Source organism: Streptomyces sp. NPDC021096 (genome assembly GCF_040641275.1).
Classification (GTDB): domain Bacteria; phylum Actinomycetota; class Actinomycetes; order Streptomycetales; family Streptomycetaceae; genus Streptomyces.
Map to the genome: position 1 here is coordinate 414,687 of NZ_JBFADG010000003.1, position 20,573 is coordinate 435,259.

At 72.1% G+C, this 20,573-nt stretch carries 18 protein-coding genes; 8 read left to right on the forward strand and 10 right to left on the reverse strand.

Going from position 1 to position 20,573, the window contains the following annotated elements; all coding sequences use genetic code 11:
* From AB0G59_RS08315 to AB0G59_RS08350, 8 genes are read right to left on the reverse strand one after another with little or no spacing between them, the layout of a single operon-like run.
* A complete protein-coding gene (locus AB0G59_RS08315; protein WP_360909262.1) occupies nucleotides 1–1,992 on the reverse strand; it encodes an NADH-quinone oxidoreductase subunit L in 1,992 nt (663 codons plus the stop codon).
* Nucleotides 1,989–2,354, reverse strand: coding sequence for an NADH-quinone oxidoreductase subunit NuoK (nuoK, locus tag AB0G59_RS08320; RefSeq protein ID WP_360909264.1), 366 nt, complete (start codon nucleotides 2,352–2,354; stop codon nucleotides 1,989–1,991). Before nuoK ends, AB0G59_RS08315 begins: the two co-directional genes overlap by 4 nt.
* Nucleotides 2,354–2,923, reverse strand: coding sequence for an NADH-quinone oxidoreductase subunit J (locus AB0G59_RS08325; RefSeq protein WP_071964464.1), 570 nt, complete (start codon nucleotides 2,921–2,923; stop codon nucleotides 2,354–2,356). The genes nuoK and AB0G59_RS08325 overlap by 1 nt, the downstream gene beginning before the upstream one ends.
* Entirely contained in the window at nucleotides 2,920–3,510 is a 591-nt protein-coding gene (locus AB0G59_RS08330) for an NADH-quinone oxidoreductase subunit I (RefSeq protein WP_360909266.1), read from the reverse strand. Before AB0G59_RS08330 ends, AB0G59_RS08325 begins: the two co-directional genes overlap by 4 nt.
* Nucleotides 3,510–4,481, reverse strand: coding sequence for a complex I subunit 1 family protein (locus tag AB0G59_RS08335; RefSeq protein WP_071964462.1), 972 nt, complete (start codon nucleotides 4,479–4,481; stop codon nucleotides 3,510–3,512). Before AB0G59_RS08335 ends, AB0G59_RS08330 begins: the two co-directional genes overlap by 1 nt.
* Entirely contained in the window at nucleotides 4,478–5,863 is a 1,386-nt protein-coding gene (locus tag AB0G59_RS08340) for an NADH-quinone oxidoreductase subunit C (RefSeq protein ID WP_360909268.1), read from the reverse strand. Before AB0G59_RS08340 ends, AB0G59_RS08335 begins: the two co-directional genes overlap by 4 nt.
* On the reverse strand, nucleotides 5,860–6,471 hold the full coding sequence (locus tag AB0G59_RS08345) for an NADH-quinone oxidoreductase subunit B family protein (protein WP_360909270.1): 612 nt from the start codon (nucleotides 6,469–6,471) through the stop codon (nucleotides 5,860–5,862). Before AB0G59_RS08345 ends, AB0G59_RS08340 begins: the two co-directional genes overlap by 4 nt.
* Nucleotides 6,462–6,878, reverse strand: a complete 417-nt coding sequence (locus tag AB0G59_RS08350) for an NADH-quinone oxidoreductase subunit A (RefSeq protein WP_071964060.1) — start codon at nucleotides 6,876–6,878, stop codon at nucleotides 6,462–6,464. The genes AB0G59_RS08345 and AB0G59_RS08350 overlap by 10 nt, the downstream gene beginning before the upstream one ends.
* 172 nt (nucleotides 6,879–7,050) lie before the next feature.
* Here AB0G59_RS08350 and AB0G59_RS08355 point away from each other — a divergent pair, with 172 nt between their 5' ends.
* From AB0G59_RS08355 to AB0G59_RS08390, 8 genes are all read left to right on the forward strand, one after another.
* Complete coding sequence (locus AB0G59_RS08355) at nucleotides 7,051–8,265, forward strand: sensor domain-containing protein (protein WP_360909272.1); 1,215 nt, start codon at nucleotides 7,051–7,053, stop codon at nucleotides 8,263–8,265.
* A 148-nt stretch (nucleotides 8,266–8,413) separates the two neighbouring features.
* On the forward strand, nucleotides 8,414–9,766 hold the full coding sequence (locus AB0G59_RS08360; RefSeq protein WP_360909359.1) for a sensor domain-containing protein: 1,353 nt from the start codon (nucleotides 8,414–8,416) through the stop codon (nucleotides 9,764–9,766).
* Nucleotides 9,767–9,915: 149 nt separating this feature from the next.
* Nucleotides 9,916–10,575: a response regulator transcription factor gene (locus tag AB0G59_RS08365; protein WP_071964098.1), complete on the forward strand. Its 660-nt coding sequence runs from the start codon at nucleotides 9,916–9,918 to the stop codon at nucleotides 10,573–10,575.
* A 269-nt stretch (nucleotides 10,576–10,844) separates the two neighbouring features.
* Nucleotides 10,845–12,794 carry a 2-oxoacid:acceptor oxidoreductase subunit alpha gene (locus AB0G59_RS08370; protein ID WP_360909274.1) on the forward strand — a complete coding sequence of 650 codons (1,950 nt, stop codon included), beginning with the start codon at nucleotides 10,845–10,847 and terminating at the stop codon, nucleotides 12,792–12,794.
* Nucleotides 12,787–13,857 (forward strand): 2-oxoacid:ferredoxin oxidoreductase subunit beta, encoded by a 1,071-nt coding sequence (locus AB0G59_RS08375; protein WP_360909276.1) that lies wholly within the window; start codon nucleotides 12,787–12,789, stop codon nucleotides 13,855–13,857. The genes AB0G59_RS08370 and AB0G59_RS08375 overlap by 8 nt, the downstream gene beginning before the upstream one ends.
* 237 nt (nucleotides 13,858–14,094) lie before the next feature.
* Nucleotides 14,095–16,074 (forward strand): APC family permease, encoded by a 1,980-nt coding sequence (locus tag AB0G59_RS08380; RefSeq protein ID WP_360909278.1) that lies wholly within the window; start codon nucleotides 14,095–14,097, stop codon nucleotides 16,072–16,074.
* A gap of 108 nt (nucleotides 16,075–16,182) precedes the next feature.
* Nucleotides 16,183–17,175, forward strand: a complete 993-nt coding sequence (rarD, locus tag AB0G59_RS08385) for an EamA family transporter RarD (protein ID WP_360909280.1) — start codon at nucleotides 16,183–16,185, stop codon at nucleotides 17,173–17,175.
* A gap of 111 nt (nucleotides 17,176–17,286) precedes the next feature.
* Nucleotides 17,287–18,645 carry a M28 family metallopeptidase gene (locus AB0G59_RS08390; RefSeq protein WP_360909282.1) on the forward strand — a complete coding sequence of 453 codons (1,359 nt, stop codon included), beginning with the start codon at nucleotides 17,287–17,289 and terminating at the stop codon, nucleotides 18,643–18,645.
* Between the two features lie 78 nt (nucleotides 18,646–18,723).
* Here the strand turns inward: AB0G59_RS08390 and AB0G59_RS08395 are convergent, their stop codons facing one another.
* Nucleotides 18,724–19,605, reverse strand: coding sequence for an ABC transporter permease (locus AB0G59_RS08395; RefSeq protein ID WP_360909284.1), 882 nt, complete (start codon nucleotides 19,603–19,605; stop codon nucleotides 18,724–18,726).
* Nucleotides 19,592–20,554 carry an ABC transporter ATP-binding protein gene (locus AB0G59_RS08400; RefSeq protein WP_360909286.1) on the reverse strand — a complete coding sequence of 321 codons (963 nt, stop codon included), beginning with the start codon at nucleotides 20,552–20,554 and terminating at the stop codon, nucleotides 19,592–19,594. Before AB0G59_RS08400 ends, AB0G59_RS08395 begins: the two co-directional genes overlap by 14 nt.
* Nucleotides 20,555–20,573 lie beyond the last annotated feature (19 nt).

Below are 20,573 nucleotides of genomic sequence, written 5' to 3' on the forward strand. Positions count from 1 at the left end.
TCAGGCTCCGGTGGCTACGAGAACGGCGGCGACGGCCAGGACGACGGAGCCGGCGAGCAGGGCGCTGAGGTAGGTCTGCACATTGCCGGTCTGGGCGCGGCGGACGGCCGCGCCGAGCAGGCGGGGGGCGGTGCCCGCGCCGCGCACGTACGCCTCGATGACCTCGCGGTCGAGGAAGCGGGCGAGGCGGGCGGCGTCGCGCACGGGCCGGACGAAGAGCACCTGGTACACGGCGTCGAGGTGGAAGCCGCTGACGGCGTGCCGGTGCAGGGGGCCGAGGAGGAGCCGGCCGGGGTCGGCGGGGTCGGGGGCGCCCGCGATGCCGCCGTAGGCGGCCTCGTGGGAGGCGATGGTCTCTTCCTCGGAGACGTACGGCGCGCCCTCGGGGTCGGCCGCCACGGCGCCGAGCGGGGTGCGGGCGGTGAGCGCGCGGGCGCGGCGCCAGGCCGCGTACGTGACGATCAGGCCGGCGAGCGCACAGCCGGTGGAGAGGACGGAGGTGGTGAGCGTGGGGGTCAGGGAGCCGCCGTCGAACCAGTCGGGCAGCTTCCAGGCGGCCAGGCCGAGCGCGACGGTGGGCAGGAAGAGCACCCACAGCACGGCGGTCATGGCCAGGGGTTCCCGGCCGTGGTCGGCGGCTTCGGCGCCCTTGCCGTGGAAGGCGAGCAGCCACAGGCGGGCGGCGTAGCCGGCGGTGAGGAGGGCGGTGACCAGGCCGGCGATCAGGACGGTCCAGCCCGCCGCGCCCGGGATGCCGTGCCCGTCGCCGGTGGCGGCGTGCTCGGCGGCGCCGAGGACGGCTTCCTTGGAGAAGAAGCCGCTGAACGGGGGGATCGCGGCGAGCGCGAGCAGGGCGACGGTCATCGTCCAGTAGGCGTCGGGGATGCGCTTGGCGAGGCCGTTCATGCGGGACATCGCGGCGAGCGAGTTGGTGCCGGCGGCGTGGATGATCACGCCTGCCCCGAGGAAGAGGAGTGCCTTGAACGCGCCGTGCGAGATGAGGTGGAAGACGGCGGCGCCGCGGTCGCCGACGGCCAGGGCGCCGGTCATGTAGCCGAGCTGGCCGACGGTCGAGTAGGCCAGGACGCGCTTGATGTCGTCCTGCGCGAGGGCGGCGAGGGCGGAGCCGACCATGGTGACCGCGGCCATGACGGCGAGCACGACCAGGGCCGCCGCCGAGGCGGTGAAGACGGGCAGGAGCCGGGCGATGAAGTAGACGCCGGCCGCGACCATCGTCGCGGCGTGGATCAGCGCGGACACCGGGGTGGGGCCGGCCATCGCGTCGGGCAGCCAGGTGTGCAGCGGGAACTGCGCGGACTTGCCGGCGACTCCGGCGAGGAGCAGCAGCGCCACGAGGGTGGGGTGCTCGATGCCGCCGGAGGCGGCGGCGGTGAGGATGCCGTTGATCCGGAACGTTCCGGCGTCGGCGGCCAGCGCGAAGATGCCGATCAGGAAGGGGACGTCGCCGAGCTTGGTGACCAGGAAGGCCTTGAGGGAGGCGGCCCGTGCGGCCTCGGTCTCCCAGTAGTGGCCGACGAGGAAGTACGAGCAGATGCCCATGATCTCCCAGCCGACCAGCAGCACCATCAGGTCGCCGGAGTAGACGACGAGCAGCATCGCGGAGGTGAAGAGGGAGACGAGCGCCGCGTAGGAGGAGTAGCGGGGGTCGCTGCGCAGGTAGGCGGTCGAGTACAGCTGCACACAGGTCGCGACGACGCCGACGAGCACGGCGACCAGGACGGCGAAGCCGTCGAGGTTCAGGGCGAGGTCGATCGGCACGGACCCGGTGGGGGTGAGCCGGGTGGCGGCGGTCAGCGTCTCGCCCCCGCCCTGCTGCCAGGCGACGACGGCCGCGAGGACGGCGGCGGCGAGCGTCGGGAGCACGGCCAGGGGCCGGACGAGCCCGGGCGCGCGGCGGCCGAGCAGCAGTCCGGCGACGGCGCCGAGGAAGGGCAGCAGGGGGACGAGAACGGCGGTGGTCGTGGTGCTCACGCGGCGGCCTCGGCCTTCTCCTCGCGGTCTGCGCGTTCGGTTCCGGGTTCGGGGGCGTCCTCGTTCAGGTCGCGGAGGCGGTCGACGTCCGCGGTGCCGCGGTTGCGGTACACGAGCAGGACGATGGCCAGGCCGATGCCGATCTCGGCGGCGGCGATGGCGATGGTGAAGAGGGTGAGCGCCTGGCCCGCGTGGAGCTCGTCGCGCAGCCAGACGTCGAAGGCGACGAGGTTGAGGTTGACGGCGTTGAGCATCAGCTCGACGGACATCAGGACGAGGATCGCGTTGCGCCGGGCCAGTACGCCGTACAGGCCCACGCAGAAGAGGAGGGCGGCGAGGACGGCCGGGTAGACGAGATGCATCAGCGCTCCTCGTTCTTCCTGCGGGAGAGGACGATCGCGCCGACGAGCGCGGCGAGCAGCAGTACGGACAGGGCTTCGAACGGCAGCACCCAGTGCCGGAAGAGGATCTCTCCGGAGACCTTGGTGGTGCCCTGCGGCGCGCCGTCGAGGCCGATCCAGGTCGCGCGGAAGGCGTCCACGACCACCCAGACCAGTGCGGCCGCCGCGGCGAGCGCCACGGCGAGGGCGGGCAGGCGGTTGCCGGAGTCGGCGTCCGGGGAGCGGCCGATGGGGGCCTTGGTGAGCATGAGCCCGAACAGCAGGAGGACCACGACGGAGCCGACGTAGATCAGCACCTGTACCCAGGCGATGAACTCCGCCGTCAGCAGCAGGTACTCCACGGCGAGCCCGCCGAGCGCCACCACGAGCCAGAGGGCGGCGTGCACCAGCTGCTTGGTGGTGACGGTGATGACGGCCGCGCCGAGGGTGACGATGCCGACGAGCAGGAAGGCGATCTCGACGCCCGTCGGGGAGAGGAATCCGTGCGCGTTCGCGGCGAGCGCGGTGGCGGCCGTTGCGGTGCCGGTCATGCCTCTCCCTCCTTCTCCTGCTTCTCCTGCTGTTCCGCCTGTGCAGCTTCCGCCTGTGCAGCTTCCGCCTGTGCGGCCAGCTTCTCGGCCGTCTTGCGGGCCGTCGCGATCTCCTTCGGCTCCTCGGCCGCCGGGTCGAGCGCGGGCGGCTCGGGCACGGTCCACATCCACTCGCGGAGCTTGTCGCGTTCGTGGGTGAGGTCGTGGATGTCGGTCTCGGCGTACTCGAACTCCGGCGACCAGAACAGTGCGTCGAAGGGGCACACCTCGATGCAGATGCCGCAGTACATGCACAGCGCGAAGTCGATCGCGAAGCGGTCGAGGACGTTGCGGCTGCGCTCGCGGCCGCCGGGGGTGGCGGCGGGCACCGTCTCCTTGTGGGAGTCGATGTAGATGCACCAGTCGGGGCACTCGCGGGCGCACAGCATGCAGACCGTGCAGTTCTCCTCGAACAGCCCGATGACGCCCCGGGTGCGGGGCGGCAGCTCGGGCTGGACGTCCGGGTACTGCGCGGTGACCGAGCGGCGGGTCATCGTGCGGAGGGTGACGGCGAGGCCCTTGGCCAGGCCGGAGCCGGGAATGGGCATTACTGGGTCACCACCTTGACGACGCCGGTGAGCGCGATCTGCGCGAGGGCGAGGGGGATGAGGACGGTCCAGGCCAGCTTCTGCAGCTGGTCCTCGCGCAGCCGCGGATAGGTCACGCGCAGCCAGATGACGATGAAGGCCAGGACCGCGGTCTTGAGCAGCGTCCACAGCCAGCCGAGTCCCTCGGCCCCGAACGGGCCGTGCCATCCGCCGAGGAAGAGCACGGTCGTCAGACCGCACAGGACCACGATGCCGGCGTACTCGGCGAGGAGGAACATCGCGAAGCGCAGGCCGGTGTACTCGGTGTACGCACCGAAGATGATCTCCGAGTCGGCGACCGGCATGTCGAACGGCGGCCGCTGCAGCTCGGCGAGCCCGGCGGTGAAGAAGACGACGCCGCCGACGATCTGCCACGGCACCCACCACCAGTGGAAGGCGTCGACGATGCCCGGCAGCGACACCGTGCCCGCCGCCATGGCGACGGAGGCCGCCGCGAGCAGCATCGGCAGCTCGTAGGCCATCAGCTGGGCGGCGGTCCGCAGGCCCCCGAGGAGGGAGAACTTGTTCGCCGACGCCCAGCCGGCCATCAGCGAGCCGAGGACGCCGACGCCCATGACGGCGAGGACGAAGAAGATGCCGGCGTCGATGAACTGGCCGACGGCGTTGCCGGGGCCGACCGGGATCGCCAGGAGGACGAGCAGATAGGGCAGCAGCGCCACGGCGGGCGCGAGCTGGAAGATCTTGCGGTCCGCGCCCGCGGGCACGATGTCTTCCTTCTGCGCGAACTTCACACCGTCCGCGACGAGCTGCGCCCACCCGTGGAACCCACCGGCGTACATCGGGCCGAGGCGGCCCTGCATGTGGGCCATCACCTTGTGCTCGGTCTGTCCGATCACGAGCGGCAGCACGAGGAAGACGACGAACACGGCCAGCAGTCGCAGGACGACGTCGAGAGTGTCGCTGCTGCTCATGCGGGCTCGCCTCCGGCGGGGTTCGTGTCGTTGTCGGGCTCGCCACCGCTTCCGCCTTCGGCGGCGGGACCGGGCTCGCCTGCGGTGCCGGGCTCGCCTGCGGCGGGGCTTTCGCCGGTGCGCGGTGCGGCCTCTTCGGCCTGCTCGGCCGGTGCGGCCGGGGCCTCGGGGGCCGGGGTGCTCGGCGCCGCCGGGCTCCGCCGTGCCGGCTGGTCGCCGTCGCGGCGGGAAGGAGCGGGCTCGCCCTCGGCTTCCGGCTTCGTGGACGGCTCGTCGAAGGCCGGTACGGCGTGGTGCCAGGGGGCGTCGGTCGACCGGGGCGCCGGGCGGGAGCCCGTGGCCCGAGGACCGGCGGTGTCCTGCTGGCTGGCCGAACCCTCGCTCGCAGAACGGGCACGCCGAGGCGCCGGGGCAGCGCCCTCACCCTGCTGGCTCGGAGCGGGAGCCGCGCCCTCACCCTGCTGACTCGCCGAACCCTCGCTCGCGGAACGCGTACGCCGAGGCGCCGGGGCAGCACCCTCGGCCTGCTGGCTCGGAGCGGGAGCCGCACCCTCACCCTGCTGGCTCGCCGAGCCCTCGCTCACGCTGCGCGCACGACGCGGCGCAGCAGCCGCGCCCTCCGTCGCCTGGCTCGCCGAGCCCTCCGCCACGCTCCGCGCACGCCGCACCGGGCGCTCCGCGCCTGCGGCACCGGCGGCACCTGCGGCGCGGGGGGTGCGGGCCGGGCGGGCGGGGGCCGGGGGGAGCTGGCCCTTGAGGGGGCCCCATTCGTTGGGGTCGGGGACGCCCGGGGGAAGCATCTGGCGGCGCTTGGGGCCGCCCTCCGCCGACTCGCCCGGCTCCTTCGCGCCCGGCCAGGCCTTGACCACGCGGGCCGCGAGGACGAAGTCCTTGCGCAGCGGGTGGCCCTCGAAGCCCTCGGGCAGCAGCAGCGGCACCAGGTGGGGGTGGCCGGTGAAGCCGACGCCGAACATCTCGTGCGTCTCGCGCTCGTGCCAGGCCGCACCGGCGTAGACGCCCACGGCCGTCGGCAGCGCCGGGGCGTCGTGCGGCACCGTGGTGCGCACGATCAGGCGGCGGACGTCGTTCCCGCCACCCGGCAGGGCGGCCACGTGCGCGCACACGCGGAAGCCCGTACCCGGCTCGTCGACGGCGCTCAGCCAGTCGAAGAACGTGCAGCCGAGCCGGTCCCGGGCGGTCTCCAGCGCGGTGATCCAGGACTCGGCGGGGACGTCGACCGTGAGCAGGCCGTACGCCTCCTCGGCGCTCGCGCCCTCGCCGAACAGCTCGGCGGCTCCGCCCGGCAGCCAGCCCACGGCCGGCTGGGGCTCGGCCTGCTGGGGCTCGGGCTCCGGCAGGTCCGGCGTCGTCGGCTCGCTCATCGGTCCGTCTCCTCCGCGGCCGGAGCCGCAGCCGAGGCCGGGTCCGGCGCCGGCGGCGGCGTCACCAGGCCGCTGCGCAGGGCCGCCGCGGACGGCTGCGAGTAGCGCTCGCCCAGCGACTCCCGCGCGATCTTCTCCTGAAGCTTGATGATTCCCTGCAGCAGCGCCTCGGGCCGCGGCGGGCAGCCCGGTACGTACACGTCCACGGGGATGATCTGGTCGACGCCCTTGGTCACGGAGTACGAGTCCCAGTAGGGCCCGCCGCAGTTCGAGCAGGCGCCGAAGGAGATGACGTACTTCGGCTCGGGCATCTGCTCGTAGAGCCGCTTCACGGCCGGGGCCATCTTGTCCGTCACCGTGCCGGAGACGATCATGAGGTCGGCCTGGCGGGGGCCCGGCGCGAAGGGGATGACGCCGAGGCGGATGAAGTCGTGGCGCGCCATGGACGCGGCGATGAACTCGATCGCGCAGCAGGCGAGGCCGAAGTTGAAGACCCACAGGCTGTAGCGGCGGCCCCAGTTCAGGACCACCTTCATGGGCTCCGGGGCGAGGCGCGCCAGCGGCCCGAGACGGCGGGGCTCGGGCAGGTCCACGGGTGTCACGTCCATTCGAGGACGCCCTTCTTCCATGCGTACAACAGGCCCACGGCGAGGAAGCCGAGGAAGATGAACATCTCCACCAGCGTCGCTCCGCCGAAGCCGGGAGCGGCGAACACCGTCGCCCACGGGAACAGGAAGATCGAGTCCACCGCGAAGATCACGTACAGGAAGGCATAGACGTAATACCGCACCTGTGTGTGCGCCCAGCCCTCGCCGACGGGGTCGACCCCGCACTCGTACGTGAGCAGCTTCTCGGGCGTCGGCACCACCGGCCTCAGCAGCCGTGAGGCGCCGAAGGCCACGGCGACGAAGAGCACGCCGACGACGGCGACCAGCCCCACCACCGTATAGCTGTGGAAGTAGTCCGCCGCGAGCTGGACATCGGCGCTCCTGGTGCGCACGGTCGCCTCCGGCACGTCCGCCCCTCGCTCCCTGTCCTGTTTGTTCGACGATCTGTACGCACGCGAGTCTAGGCCCTGCCACGCCCGGGGTGAGCAGCGCTGCCCGGCCGGAGGTGGGGATATCCCCACCCTTCCGCACCCATGACCCCCATGGCGGTGGCCCTGCCGCCCGGGGCAGGCTTGCGATATGACCGCCCATACCGCGACCGGCACGATCCTCCGTGAAGCCGGCCCCCAGGACGAGGACCGGCTTCCTCCCGTCCACTTCGCCTTCCGCTCCTGGACCTGGAAGGAGATCGCGCACCTCCTGATCAATCTGCCGGAGTCGATGCTCGGCTTCGTCTACGTCTCCACCTGGTTGTGGGCGGGGGCGGTGCTGTCGATCACGGTCGTGGGGCTGCCGCTGCTGGCGGTCGGCCTGATGGGCGCGCGGCTGCTGGGCCGGATGGAGCGGCGCCGGGCGCGCGCGCTGCTGGGCGTGCGGATCGACGAGCCCAGCCCGCTCCCCCGTGACCTGCGCCGCAAGGCGGGCGGTGGCGGGTTCTTCGGCTGGCTGTGGACGACGTTGAAGGACCCGGTGGCGTGGCGCAGCACCCTGTATTCGTTCATCCGTTTGCCATGGGGTGTTCTCACGTTCGCCGTCACTCTCATCGCGCTGTTCGCGGCGTGGCCGGTTCTGGGCCATCTCGCGCGGGGTCTGACGAACCTGGACCGGGCGATGGTGCGCGGGCTGCTGTCGCCGTCGAGCGAGCTGGAGCGGCGGATCGCCGAGCTGGAGCAGGACCGCGGGGTGGTCGTGGACACCGCCGCCGCCGATCTGCGGCGCATCGAGCGCGACCTCCACGACGGCGCCCAGGCCCGGCTCGTCGCCCTGGCCATGGGTCTCGGTCTGGCGAAGGAGAAGCTGCTGGAGGACCCGGAGACGGCGGCCAAGATGGTCGACGAGGCGCACGGCGAGGTGAAGCTCGCCCTCCAGGAGCTGCGCGACCTGGCCCGCGGCATCCACCCGGCGATCCTGACCGACCGCGGTCTGGACGCGGCCCTGTCGTCGCTGGCGGGCCGCTGCACGGTCCCGGTGAAGGTGGCCGTGGACCTGCCGGCCCGCCCGGCGCCCGCGATCGAGGGCATCGCCTACTTCACCGTCTCCGAGCTCCTGCAGAACATCAGCAAGCACAGCCGGGCCCGGACGGCCGGCGTCGAGCTGTGGCGGCGGGGGGACCGGCTGATGCTGCAGGTCCGCGACGACGGCCAGGGCGGTGCCACGACCGGTGCCGGCAGCGGGCTGGCCGGGCTGGCGGAGCGGCTGGGCTCGGTGGACGGGGTGTTCGTCGTCGACTCCCCCGTCGGCGGCCCCACCGTCGTCACGGCGGAGCTGCCGTGGCGGGACCGTACGCCGGAGTAGAAACCCTTGGGGGGGTGGGGACAGCCCCACCCCCAGGACACCGACCCGCCGCATGGTCCGGGAGCCGTCCGCCGAGGAGCCTTGCAGGGAGCCGGAGAGACCGGGCGGGCACCGCCACCGGATGACGAGGACGGACGAGGACGAGGACATGGCCATCGACTACGGAACACCCCACGCGCCGGTGACGGCGTCCCGGTCCCACCGGGTGCCCGCCGTGCTGCGCGCGCCCGTGGAGGGCCGCACCTGGCGCGAGTTCCTCTACCTCCTGACGGGCCTGCCCGTCGCGGTCGTCATGTTCTCGTACGCCGTCACGCTGACCTCCCTCGGCGTCGGCCTGCTGATCACCTTCCTGGGGGTGCCGGTGCTGGCCGGCACGCTCGCCGGGGCGCGCGGGCTGGGCGCGGTCGAGCGGATGCGGGCCCGGGCGCTGCTGCGGCTGGACGTCGCCTCCCCGGCGCCCGTACGGCCCCGGCGCCGGCCCGGGACGGACGGGGGCGCCGGCCCGATGGGCTGGGTGGCGGCGTTCCTGAAGGACGGGACGTCCTGGCGGCACCTGCTCTACGGGGTGCTGTACCTGCCGTGGGCGATCTTCGGCTTCACCCTGGCCGTGGTGGCGGGGTCGCTGAGCTGGTCGCTGTTCCTCTACCCGGTGTGGCAGTGGACGCTGCCGACGTACAGCGACCAGCCGGGGATCCAGGTGTTCGGCGACGACAGCGGCCGCGCCCTCTACCTCGACAACCCCTTCGAGATCGGGGTCACCAGCGCCGTCGGCCTGGTCCTGGTGCTGGTGACGCCGTGGCTGGTGCGGGGCGTCACGCAGGTGGACCGGCTGCTGGTGAGGGGTCTGCTGGGGCCCTCGCGGCTGACGGAGCGGGTGTGGGAGCTGGAGGAGGACCGCGGGGTGGTCGTGGACACCGCCGCCGCCGATCTGCGGCGCATCGAGCGCGACCTCCACGACGGCGCCCAGGCCCGGCTGTCCGCCCTCGCCGTGGACCTCGGTCTGGCGAAGGAGAAGCTGCTCCAGGACCCGGAGGCGGCCGCGCAGATGGTCGACGAGGCCCACGGCGAGGTGAAGCTCGCCCTCAAGGAGCTGCGCGACCTGGCCCGCGGCATCCACCCGGCGATCCTCACCGACCGCGGTCTGGGCCCGGCCCTGTCGGTGCTGGTGGCGCGCAGCGCCGTGCCGGTGCGGGCCGAGGTGGACCTGCCGGCCCGCCCGGCGCCCGCGATCGAGGGCATCGCCTACTTCACCGTCTCCGAGCTCCTGCGCAACGTCAGCAAGCACAGCGGCGCCCGCAGCGCCCGCGTGGACGTGTGGCGCTCGGCGGACCGGCTGATGCTCCAGGTGTGGGACGACGGCGACGGCGGCGCCTCGACCGTCGCCGGCAGCGGGCTGGCCGGGCTGGCCGAGCGGCTGGACTCCGTCGACGGGCTGCTGCTCGTCGACTCCCCGGCGGGCGGCCCGACCACCGTGACGGCGGAGCTGCCCTGGCGCGGCTGACCCTCGCCCCTCTCTTCCGCCATCCATCCCTTCGGCCCCGGAGCGCCCCGTTCCGGGGCCGGATGCTGCGATGCTGGGACCGCCCGCGCGCCGTGCGGGGTCAAGCCAGCGTCGTCAGGGGGCCGTGGATCGTGATCGTGGAGGACAGCGTGCGGGTGGTCATCGCCGAGGATTCGGTACTGCTTCGGGAGGGCCTGACCCGGCTGCTGACCGACCGCGGGCACGACGTCGTGGCGGGCGTGGGCGACGCCGAGGCGCTGATCAAGTCCATCAAGGAGCTCGCCGCCGAGGGCGCCCTGCCGGACGTCGTGGTCGCGGACGTGCGCATGCCCCCGACCCACACCGACGAGGGCGTGCGGGCGGCTGTACAGCTGCGCCGTGACCACCCCGAGCTGGGCGTGCTGGTGCTCTCGCAGTACGTGGAGGAGCAGTACGCGACGGAGCTGCTGGCCGGCAGCAGCCGGGGCGTGGGCTATCTGCTGAAGGACCGGGTCGCGGATGTGCGCGAGTTCGCGGACGCGGTGGTCCGGGTCGCCCGCGGCGGCACCGCGCTGGACCCCGAGGTCGTCGCCCAGCTGCTGGGCCGCAGCCGCAAGCAGGACGTGCTGGCCGGGCTCACCCCGCGCGAGCGCGAGGTCCTCGGTCTGATGGCCGAGGGGCGGACGAACTCCGCCATCGCCAAGCAGCTGGTGGTCAGTGACGGGGCGGTGGAGAAGCACGTCAGCAACATCTTCCTGAAGCTGGGCCTGTCGCCGAGCGACGGCGACCACCGGCGGGTCCTCGCGGTCCTGACCTATCTGCGTTCCTGACGGGTCATCACCTGACCGGCCCCGGCCGCGGCGAGCCCGGCCGGGGTCCTACGCCCAACGGACGAGCGGGCCCCCGGCGGCCGGGCGCCTTCAAAAGGCGGCCCCTGGGGCCTGCTAAACCATGACAAGCAGGGCATATCAGGGGCACCTCCTGCGGTTTATCCCTTGATCCCTCCCGTGAAGGCCACCCTTGCCCACGTACGATGGCCAGGGGAACGCCGGTCGGCGCCACCGAGTGCGCGGCGCCGCCATGAGGGAGGTCCGAAGCAGTGACCAGCCAGGTCAGCAGCCCGGCCGAGCAGGCCGATTCCGCCGATCAGCGCGGCCAGACCGCGCCCGGGGCCGAGCCCCCCGCAGGCACCAAGGAGGTGCGCCGGCTCGACCGGGTGATCATCCGTTTCGCGGGTGACTCCGGTGACGGCATGCAGCTCACGGGAGACCGTTTTACCTCCGAGACCGCGTCGTTCGGCAACGACCTCTCGACGCTGCCCAACTTCCCCGCCGAGATCCGTGCCCCCGCCGGCACCCTCCCGGGCGTCTCGTCGTTCCAGCTGCACTTCGCGGACCACGACATCCTCACGCCCGGTGACGCGCCCAACGTCCTGGTGGCCATGAACCCGGCCGCCCTGAAGGCCAATCTGGGCGACGTACCGCACGGCGCGGAGATCATCGTCAACACCGACGAGTTCACCAAGCGCCCCATGGCCAAGGTGGGTTACGACGCCAACCCCCTCGAGGACGGCTCGCTGGCGGCGTACAACGTGCACCCGGTGCCGCTGACGACGCTGACGATCGAGGCGCTCAAGGAGTTCGGCCTCTCCCGCAAGGAGGCGGAGCGCAGCAAGAACATGTTCGCGCTCGGCCTGCTGTCGTGGATGTACCACCGGCCCACCGAGAGCACCGAGTCGTTCCTGCGGAAGAAGTTCGCGAAGAAGCCGCAGATCGCGGAGGCGAACGTCGCCGCCTTCCGGGCGGGCTGGAACTTCGGCGAGACGACGGAGGACTTCGCGGTCTCCTACGAGGTCGCCCCCGCCACCGCCGCCTTCCCGCCCGGCACCTACCGCAACATCTCCGGCAACCTCGCCCTGTCCTACGGCCTGATCGCCGCCTCCCACCAGGCGGACCTGCCGCTCTACCTCGGCTCGTACCCGATCACCCCGGCCTCGGACATCCTGCACGAGCTGTCGAAGCACAAGAACTTCGGCGTGCGCACCTTCCAGGCCGAGGACGAGATCGCCGGCATCGGCGCGGCGCTGGGCGCGGCCTTCGGCGGCGCGCTGGCGGTGACCACCACCTCGGGCCCGGGCGTGGCCCTGAAGTCGGAGACCATCGGGCTCGCGGTCTCCCTCGAACTGCCCCTGCTGATCGTCGACATCCAGCGCGGCGGCCCCTCCACCGGCCTGCCCACCAAGACCGAGCAGGCCGACCTGCTGCAGGCCATGTACGGGCGCAACGGCGAGGCCCCGGTCCCGATCGTGGCCCCCAGGACGCCGGCCGACTGCTTCGACGCGGCGCTGGACGCGGCCCGCATCGCGCTCACCTACCGCACGCCCGTCTTCCTGCTGAGCGACGGCTACCTCGCCAACGGCTCCGAGCCCTGGCGCGTCCCGGAGGTCGACGAACTGCCCGACCTGCGGGTGCAGTTCGCCTCCGGCCCCAACCACGAGCTGGCCGACGGCACCGAGGTCTTCTGGCCGTACAAGCGCGACCCGCAGACCCTGGCCCGGCCGTGGGCCGTGCCCGGCACGCCCGGCCTCGAGCACCGCATCGGCGGCATCGAGAAGCAGGACGGCACCGGCAACATCTCCTACGACCCGGCCAACCACGACTTCATGGTCCGCACCCGGCAGGCCAAGACCGACGGCATCGCCGTCCCGGACCTCGAGGTCGACGACCCCTCCGGTACGGCGACGACCCTGGTCCTGGGATGGGGTTCGACCTACGGGCCGATCACTGCGGCCGTGCGGCGCGTGCGCGCCGGGGGCGGCAGTGTCGCCCAGGCCCATCTGCGCCACCTCAACCCCTTCCCCGGGAATCTCGGGGAGGTGCTGGGGCGTTACGACAAGGTGGTCGTACCGGAGATGAATCTCGGTCAGCTCGCCACCCTGCTGCGAGCGAAATACCTGATCGACGTCCGCTCCCACACCCAGGTGAGCGGAATGCCGTTCAAGGCCGAGCAGCTCGCCAATGTGCTGAAGGAGGCCATCCACCATGGCTGAAGCGACCGAGACGACGATCGAAGCGCTTTCTCTCGTCCCCAAGGCCGAGGCCGCGCAGTCCATGAAGGACTTCAAGTCCGACCAGGAAGTGCGCTGGTGCCCGGGCTGCGGTGACTACGCCATCCTCGCCGCCGTCCAGGGCTTCATGCCCGAACTGGGCCTGGCGAAGGAGAACATCGTCTTCGTCTCCGGCATCGGCTGCTCCTCCCGCTTCCCGTACTACATGAACACCTACGGGATGCACTCCATCCACGGCCGTGCCCCCGCCATCGCCACCGGCCTGGCCTCCTCGCGCCGCGACCTGTCCGTCTGGGTCGTCACCGGCGACGGCGACGCCCTGTCCATCGGCGGCAACCACCTCATCCATGCGCTCCGCCGCAACGTCAACCTCAAGATCCTCCTCTTCAACAACCGGATCTACGGGCTGACCAAGGGCCAGTACAGCCCCACCTCCGAGGTCGGGAAGATCACCAAGTCGACGCCGATGGGCTCGTTGGACGCGCCCTTCAACCCCGTCTCGCTGGCGCTGGGCGCGGAGGCCTCGTTCGTCGCCCGCACCGTCGACTCCGACCGCAAGCACCTCACCGAGGTCCTGCGCCAGGCCGCGGCCCACCCCGGCACGGCCCTCGTCGAGATCTACCAGAACTGCAACATCTTCAACGACGGCGCGTTCGAGGCCCTCAAGGACAAGCAGCGGGCGCAGGAGGCGGTCATCCGCCTCGAGCACGGCAGGCCCATCCGCTTCGGCGCGGACGACGCGAAGGGCGTCGTCCGCGACCCGCTGACCGGCGACCTCAGGGTCGTCGAGGTCACGGAGGAGAACGAGGCGCAGATCCTGGTGCACGACGCCCACTCCCCGTCCCCCACCACCGCCTTCGCCCTCTCCCGGCTGGCCGACCCCGACACGCTGCACCACACGCCGATCGGCGTCTTCCGCAGCGTGGACCGGCCGGTGTACGACACGCTGATGTCGGACCAGCTGGAGGCGGCGATCGAGCAGAAGGGCAAGGGCGACCTGGGCGCGCTCCTCGCCGGCGGCGACACCTGGACGGTGGTGGGGTAGGGGGTTCTCCCCGATCCCGCCCTTTCACCGTTTCTTGTCCTCAATCGCCGGACGGGCTGATTGTTGCCCGGAACCGGCGGAAAATTGAGCCCCTCCGGCGATTGAGGACACCGCGCGTAGCGCGGTCCGGGGTCCGGGGCGGAGCCCCGGTTACGGGAAGGGGCGGGTGGGGGAAAGATCCCGTCCGACCGGAGCGCCGGACAGCCCGGCGGCAGGGCACGCGCTCTCATAAGGGGCATGGCCGACGCCACCCCCACCCCCGAACCCGTCGTCGTACCCGACCGGCTCGCCTACCGCGTCAAGCGACTCCTCCTGGGCCCACCGCTCGTCACCGAGCAACTCTCCCGCGAGAAGCTCTCCAACCCGATGGCGCTCGGCGTCCTGGCCTCCGACTGCATGTCCTCCACCGCGTACGGCAGCGAGGAGATGCTGCGCATCCTCGTGCCGGTGGCCGGGGTCGCCGCGTTCACCCTGCTGATGCCGGTGACCGGCGCGATCCTGTTCGTCCTGCTCCTGCTTACGCTCTCCTACCGCGACGTCGTCTCCGTCTACACGCGCGCCGGCGGCTCGTACGTCGTCGCCCGGGAGAACTTCGGCCCGCGCGTCGCGCAGATCGCGGCGGTGGCGCTGCTCGTCGACTACATCGTCACGGTCGCCGTGCAGACCGCCGCCGGCACCGACGCGCTGATCTCCCTCGCCCACCTCACCGGCAAGGGCTACACCGGCATCGACCACCTCAAGCTGCCCATCACCGCGGGCGTGGTGCTGGTGCTGGCGTACGGGAACCTGCGCGGGCTGCGGGAGGCGGGGCGGGCGTTCGCGGCGCCGGCGTATCTGTTCATGCTCGCGGTCGCCCTGATGCTGGGCGTCGGTCTCGCCCGGGCCCTGAACGGCGGGCTGCCGCACGCGGACGTCCACGCGCCGGGGGCCGTGCCGCTCGGCTCGCCGGGCTCCGGCTGGCTGTACGGGGTCTCGCTGTTCATGGTGCTGCGCGCGTTCGCGAACGGCGGCTCCTCGCTGACGGGCCTGGAGGCGATCTCCAACAGCGTCTCCGCGTTCCGCCGCCCCCAGGGCGTCAACGCCCGCCGCACCCTGACCGTCATGAGCTGCGTCCTGGGCGTCATGGTGCTGGGCGTCTCCACGCTGGCCCACTACACCCACGCCATTCCCTACGTGGACGGCAACCCGACCGTCATCGCCCAGGAGGCCCACCTGGTCTTCGGCCACGGCTGGCCGGGGACCGCCGGGCTCGTGTACGTCCAGCTGGCCACGGCCCTCATCCTCTACACGGGCGCCAACACGCCCTTCACCGGCTTCCCCTTCCTCGCCAGCTTCGTCGCCGAGGACCGCTTCCTGCCCCGGCAGCTGACCCGGCGCGGCCACCGGCTCACCTTCTCCAGCGGCATCATCTGGCTCACGGTCGTCTCGCTGGCGCTGCTGCTGGCGACGGGCGCCAACGTCGACAAGCTCGTCGCGCTGTACGCCATCGGCGTCTTCACCGGCTTCACGATGGCCGCGGCCGGCATGACCGCCCACTACTGGCGGCGCCGGGAGAGCCACTGGAAGATCGCGGTGAACCTGGTGGCCGCCGTGGTCTCGGCGCTGGTGGTCGTGGTCTTCGCCATCACGAAGTTCACCGAGGGGGCGTGGCTGGTCGTGGTGGTCTTCCCGCTCGGGGTGTGGGCCCTGATCCGCATCAACCGCGAGTACCGGGAGGAGGCCGCGGCCCTGGAGAACGTCCCGGCGTACACCACGGACCGGCCGCACTGGCGCCGCCACGTCGTGTACGTCCTCGTCGAGAACCTGGACCTCGCCGCGGTCAAGGCGCTGCGGTACGCGCACGAGCTGCGGCCCGACGAGGTGCGGGCGGTCCACATCGTCATCGACGAGACCCGGGCCCGGCACCTGGTCGAGCGCTGGGACGCGTCCGCGGGCACGACCGTCCCCCTGGAGCTCGTCGACTGCCCCGACCGCCGGCTGCGCCACGCCGTGGCCTCCCTGGCCGCCCGGGTGACGGCCGGCGGCACGACCGCCCTGACCCTGCTGATCCCACGCCGCACGTACACGCTCCCGATGGGCAGGCTCCTGCACCGTGACACCGGCGAGCGCCTGGCCAAGACGCTGGAACAGCTGCCGAACGTCGCCGTGACGATCCTTCCGTTCGACGTCGCGACGGCCATCGAACGGCTGCGCGCCTCGGGGCGCCACGTCGACTGACCACACCCCCTGTCATGACCGTCATGCGATACGCGTATGACACATGTGCGGGTGCGGCGTTACCTTCGCAAGGTCGCCGTGGGCATCGGCGCCCCTGGGAGGAAACACGTGGAGCCGCAAGTGTCGAGGAACGAGACCCGCACCGGGCTGGTGTGCGGCGTTCTGGCCTATGGAATCTGGGGGCTGTTCCCCCTCTACTGGCCGCTGCTGGAACCGGCCGGCGCGCTGGAGATACTCGCGCACCGCATGGTCTGGTCGCTGGCGGCCGTCGTGGTCGTGCTGGCCGTGACGCGGCGCTGGGGCTGGATACGCCCGCTGCTGCGGCAGCCCGGGCGGCTGGCGATGGTGGCGCTCGGCGCGCTGGTCATCTCCACGAACTGGGGGATCTACATCTGGGCCGTGAACTCCGGCCATGTGGTGGAGACGTCCCTGGGGTACTTCATCAACCCCCTCGTCACCATCGCCCTCGGCGTCCTGGTGCTGCGCGAGCGGCTGCGCCCGGCGCAGTGGGCCGCGGTGGGGGTCGGCGTGGCGGCCGTCGTCGTGCTGGCCGTCGGCTACGGCAAGCCGCCGTGGATCGCCCTCGCGATCGCGGCCACGTTCAGCACGTACAGCCTCGTCAAGAAGAAGGTCGGGCTGGACGGCCTGGAGTCGATGGCCGCCGAGACGGCCGTGCAGTTCCTGCCCGCGCTGGGGCTGCTGCTCTTCCTGGGCGCCCGGGGCGAGTCCACCTTCGCCGCCGAGGGCGCCGGGCACATGGCGCTCCTGCTGGGCACCGGCGTCATCACCGCGCTGCCGCTGATCTCCTTCGGCGCGGCGGCCGTGCGGCTGCCGCTGTCGGTGATCGGCATGCTGCAGTACCTCGCTCCCGTCTTCCAGTTCGCGCTGGGCCTGGCGGTCTTCCACGAGGCGATGCCGGCCGAGCGGTGGGCGGGCTTCGCGCTGGTCTGGCTGGCGCTGGCGATGCTGACCTGGGACGCGCTGCGTACGGCCCGTCACGCTCGGGTGGAGCTGAGGGCCGCTCAGGAGCGCGCGGCCATTGGTAACACAGAAAACACAATTGCCCCGCAGGCAACAGAAGCCACAGCTCAGCCCAATTGAGCCCACGCCCGATATCCGGAAAGCGGTGTTCGGTGTCCGAAATCCGCCCTTGACGGACTTTCAGGGGGCCCTCAACATCATGGCCACGTCAAATGGAGTTGGGAGCCCCCCATGCTTGAACTCAACGGACCCACCCTGCCGCGAAGATCTCGACGGACCGCCGCCCTGCTCGCCACCGGCGCAGCCGTCACGGCCACCCTGCTCGGCGTCTCCTCTGTCCCGGCGCACGCGGTTCCCACCGCCGCGGTCGCCCCCGCCAAGAGCGCCGCGGCACCCGACATATCCGTCGCCAACGTCAAGGCACACCTCAATCAACTGCAGTCGATAGCCACCGCCAACGGCGGCAACCGCGCGCACGGCCGCAGCGGCTACAAGGCCTCGATCGACTATGTGAAGGGCAAGCTGGACGCCGCCGGCTTCACCACCACCGTCCAGCAGTTCACCTCGAACGGCGCCGTCGGCTACAACCTCATCGCCGACTGGCCCGGCGGCGACGCGAACCACGTCGTCTTCGCCGGAGCCCACCTCGACTCGGTCTCCCGGGGCGCCGGGATCAACGACAACGGCTCGGGGTCCGCCGGCATCCTCGAGGTCGCCCTCACCGTCGCCAAGCAGGGCTACAAGCCCGACAAGCACCTGCGGTTCGCCTGGTGGGGAGCCGAGGAACTGGGCCTGGTCGGCTCGCAGAACTACGTGCGGCAGCTGCCCGCCACCGAGCGCCAGAAGATCGACGCCTATCTGAACTTCGACATGATCGGCTCGCCCAACCCCGGCTACTTCGTCTACGACGACGACACCAAGCTGGAGGGCGTCTTCAAGGACTTCTTCGCCACCCGGAACATCCAGACCGAGATCGAGACCGAGGGCGACGGCCGCTCGGACCACGCGCCCTTCAAGAACGCGGGCGTGGCGGTCGGCGGTCTCTTCAGCGGCGCCGACTACACCAAGACGGCCTCGCAGGCGGCCAAGTGGGGCGGCACGGCAGGCCAGCCGTTCGACCGCTGCTACCACTCCTCCTGCGACACCACGGCGAACATCAACGACACCGCGCTCGACAACAACAGCGACGCCATCGCGCACGCCATCTGGACGCTGAGCGGCGGTGGCTCCACCACGCCCGGTGGAAAGATCTTCGAGAGCAAGTCGGCGGTCGCCATCCCCGACGCGGGCGCGGCCGTCGAGTCCCCGATCACCGTCAGCGGTGTGACGGGCAACGCGCCCAAGGCGCTCAAGGCCGGGGTCGACATCAAGCACAGCTACCGCGGTGACCTGGTCGTCGACCTCGTCGGGCCGAGCAACCGCAGCTACCGGCTGAAGGACTCGAGCAGCAACGACTCGGCCGCGGACGTCGTGGCCACGTACACGGTCGACGCCTCGGCCGAGCCGGCGAACGGGACCTGGAAGCTTCGCGTCCAGGACGTCGCGGCCCAGGACACCGGCAGCATCAACGGCTGGAAGCTCACCTTCTAGCCCCGGTTCCGGCCCCGGCGTCACCCGAGGAAGCGCAGCATGCCGGGCGGGCCCTGCGAGGGCCCGCCCGGCATCGGCTCACGCCGTGACGTCCTTCGTCGTGAAGCGCGCCCAGGCGGCCGAGCCGAACACCGCCACGTACAGCGCCTGCAGGCCCAGATTGCGCAGCAGCTGGTCCCAGTAGACCGGGTCGCGCAGCAGGTCCGCGAAGCTGAGCCAGTAGTGCGGGAAGAGATAGGGCTGGACGGCGCTCAGCTGCGGGAACTGGTCGAGGATCTGGACCGTGATCAGCAGCCCCACCGTCGTGGCCATCGCGGCGATGCCGCTGCCGGTGAGCGTGGAGACGAACAGGCCCAGCGCCGCGAGGCCGGTCAGCGAGGCCGCCACCACCGCCGCGACCAGCAGCATGCGCAGCAGCCCCTCCGTGAACGGCACCGTCGTGCCGCTGATCAGCGTGACCTCGCCGACCGGGAAGAGCAGCGCGCCCACCGCCAGCGCCGAGAGGGCGACGACGAGCGTGGCGGCGCAGCAGAAGGCGACGACCGAGGTGAACTTGGCGAGCAGCAGCCTCGTCCGCCCCGCGGGCGCCACGAGCAGATAGCGCAGCGTGCCGGAGCCCGCCTCGCCCGCGATGGCGTCGCCGGCGACCACTCCGATGGCCATCGGCAGGAAGAACGGCAGGGTCGCGGCGAGCGAGGTGAAGACCAGGAAGAGGCCGTTGTTGGTGACCTGGCTGATGAAGGCCGGGCCGCCGCCCCCATGGCCGGCCGCGCCGCCGTCGCCGGTGTGGACCTTCACCGCGATGCCCACCAGCACCGGCACGGCGGCCAGCACCCCGAGCAGGGCGAGGGTGCGCCAGCGGCGGAAGACGGTGGCGATCTCGCTGCGGAAGAGGGACAGCGCCCACAGCGGGCTCGGGGCGCGGCCCCCGGCCACGCCGGCCGGCTCAGCCCGCGACATCGAAGCCCTCCCCGGTCAGGGCGACGAAGGCGTCCTCCAGGGAGGCCCGCTCGGTGCCGAAGGCCCGTACGCGCACGTCCGCCCGGACGAGCGCGGCGTTGAGGTCGGCGAGCTCCACGGCCTCCCCGGCCGGGAGCTCTCCGCTCACGCGGTCGTCGAGGACCGCCAGGTCGTTCACTCCGTGCTCCTTGAGGACGCGGACGGCGTCCGCCGTGTCGGGGGTGGTGACGGTCAGCCGGCCGCGGCTGGAGGAGGCCAGCTCGGCGACGGGGCCCTGGGTCAGGAGCCGGCCCCGGGCCATGACGGCGGCGTGCGTGCAGACCTGCTCGATCTCGTCGAGGAGGTGGGAGGAGAGGAAGACGGTGGTGCCCTCCGCGGCCAGGCCGCGCACCAGGGAGCGGATCTCGCGCATGCCCTGGGGGTCGAGGCCGTTGGTCGGCTCGTCGAGGACCAGCAGCTCGCGGGGCTGGAGCAGGGCGGCGGCCAGCCCCAGGCGCTGCTTCATGCCCAGGGAGTACGCCCGCGCCTTCTTTCCCGCGGCGCCCGTGAGCCCCACCCGCTCCAGGGCGAGGGCCACCCGGGCCGCGCGGGTGCGGGGGTCGGCCCGCGGGTCGGCGGCGTCGAACCGCAGGAGGTTGTCGCGGCCGGTGAGGAAGCCGTAGAGCGCGGGGCCCTCGATCAGGGCCCCGACCCTGGGCAGCACCCGCCGCACGGCGCGCGGCATCTCCTCGCCGAGCACCCGGGCGCTGCCGGAGGTGGGCTCGATCAGGCCCATGAGCATCCGGATGGTGGTGGTCTTCCCCGACCCGTTGGGGCCGAGGAAGCCGAAGACGCTGCCGCGGGGCACGACGAGGTCGAGCCCGTCGACCGCGAGCTGCCCGCCGCCGTAGCGCTTGGTGAGCCCGCGCGTGGCGATCACCGCTTCCGTGGCGGCGGACGGCTCCTGCATCCCATTCCCCCCGTACCGG

Bases quoted from the DNA above. Each gene is read 5' to 3' on its own strand.
- AB0G59_RS08390 (WP_360909282.1), top strand. From the start codon at position 17,287: ATGCTTGAACTCAACGGACCCACCCTGCCGCGAAGATCTCGACGGACC.
- AB0G59_RS08330 (WP_360909266.1), bottom strand. From the start codon at position 3,510: ATGCCCATTCCCGGCTCCGGCCTGGCCAAGGGCCTCGCCGTCACCCTC.
- AB0G59_RS08375 (WP_360909276.1), top strand. From the start codon at position 12,787: ATGGCTGAAGCGACCGAGACGACGATCGAAGCGCTTTCTCTCGTCCCC.
- AB0G59_RS08340 (WP_360909268.1), bottom strand. From the start codon at position 5,863: ATGAGCGAGCCGACGACGCCGGACCTGCCGGAGCCCGAGCCCCAGCAG.
- AB0G59_RS08335 (WP_071964462.1), bottom strand. From the start codon at position 4,481: ATGAGCAGCAGCGACACTCTCGACGTCGTCCTGCGACTGCTGGCCGTG.
- AB0G59_RS08355 (WP_360909272.1), top strand. From the start codon at position 7,051: ATGACCGCCCATACCGCGACCGGCACGATCCTCCGTGAAGCCGGCCCC.
- AB0G59_RS08400 (WP_360909286.1), bottom strand. From the start codon at position 20,554: ATGCAGGAGCCGTCCGCCGCCACGGAAGCGGTGATCGCCACGCGCGGG.
- AB0G59_RS08380 (WP_360909278.1), top strand. From the start codon at position 14,095: ATGGCCGACGCCACCCCCACCCCCGAACCCGTCGTCGTACCCGACCGG.
- AB0G59_RS08360 (WP_360909359.1), top strand. From the start codon at position 8,414: ATGGCCATCGACTACGGAACACCCCACGCGCCGGTGACGGCGTCCCGG.
- AB0G59_RS08325 (WP_071964464.1), bottom strand. From the start codon at position 2,923: ATGACCGGCACCGCAACGGCCGCCACCGCGCTCGCCGCGAACGCGCAC.
- AB0G59_RS08395 (WP_360909284.1), bottom strand. From the start codon at position 19,605: ATGTCGCGGGCTGAGCCGGCCGGCGTGGCCGGGGGCCGCGCCCCGAGC.
- AB0G59_RS08345 (WP_360909270.1), bottom strand. From the start codon at position 6,471: ATGGACGTGACACCCGTGGACCTGCCCGAGCCCCGCCGTCTCGGGCCG.
- nuoK (WP_360909264.1), bottom strand. From the start codon at position 2,354: ATGCATCTCGTCTACCCGGCCGTCCTCGCCGCCCTCCTCTTCTGCGTG.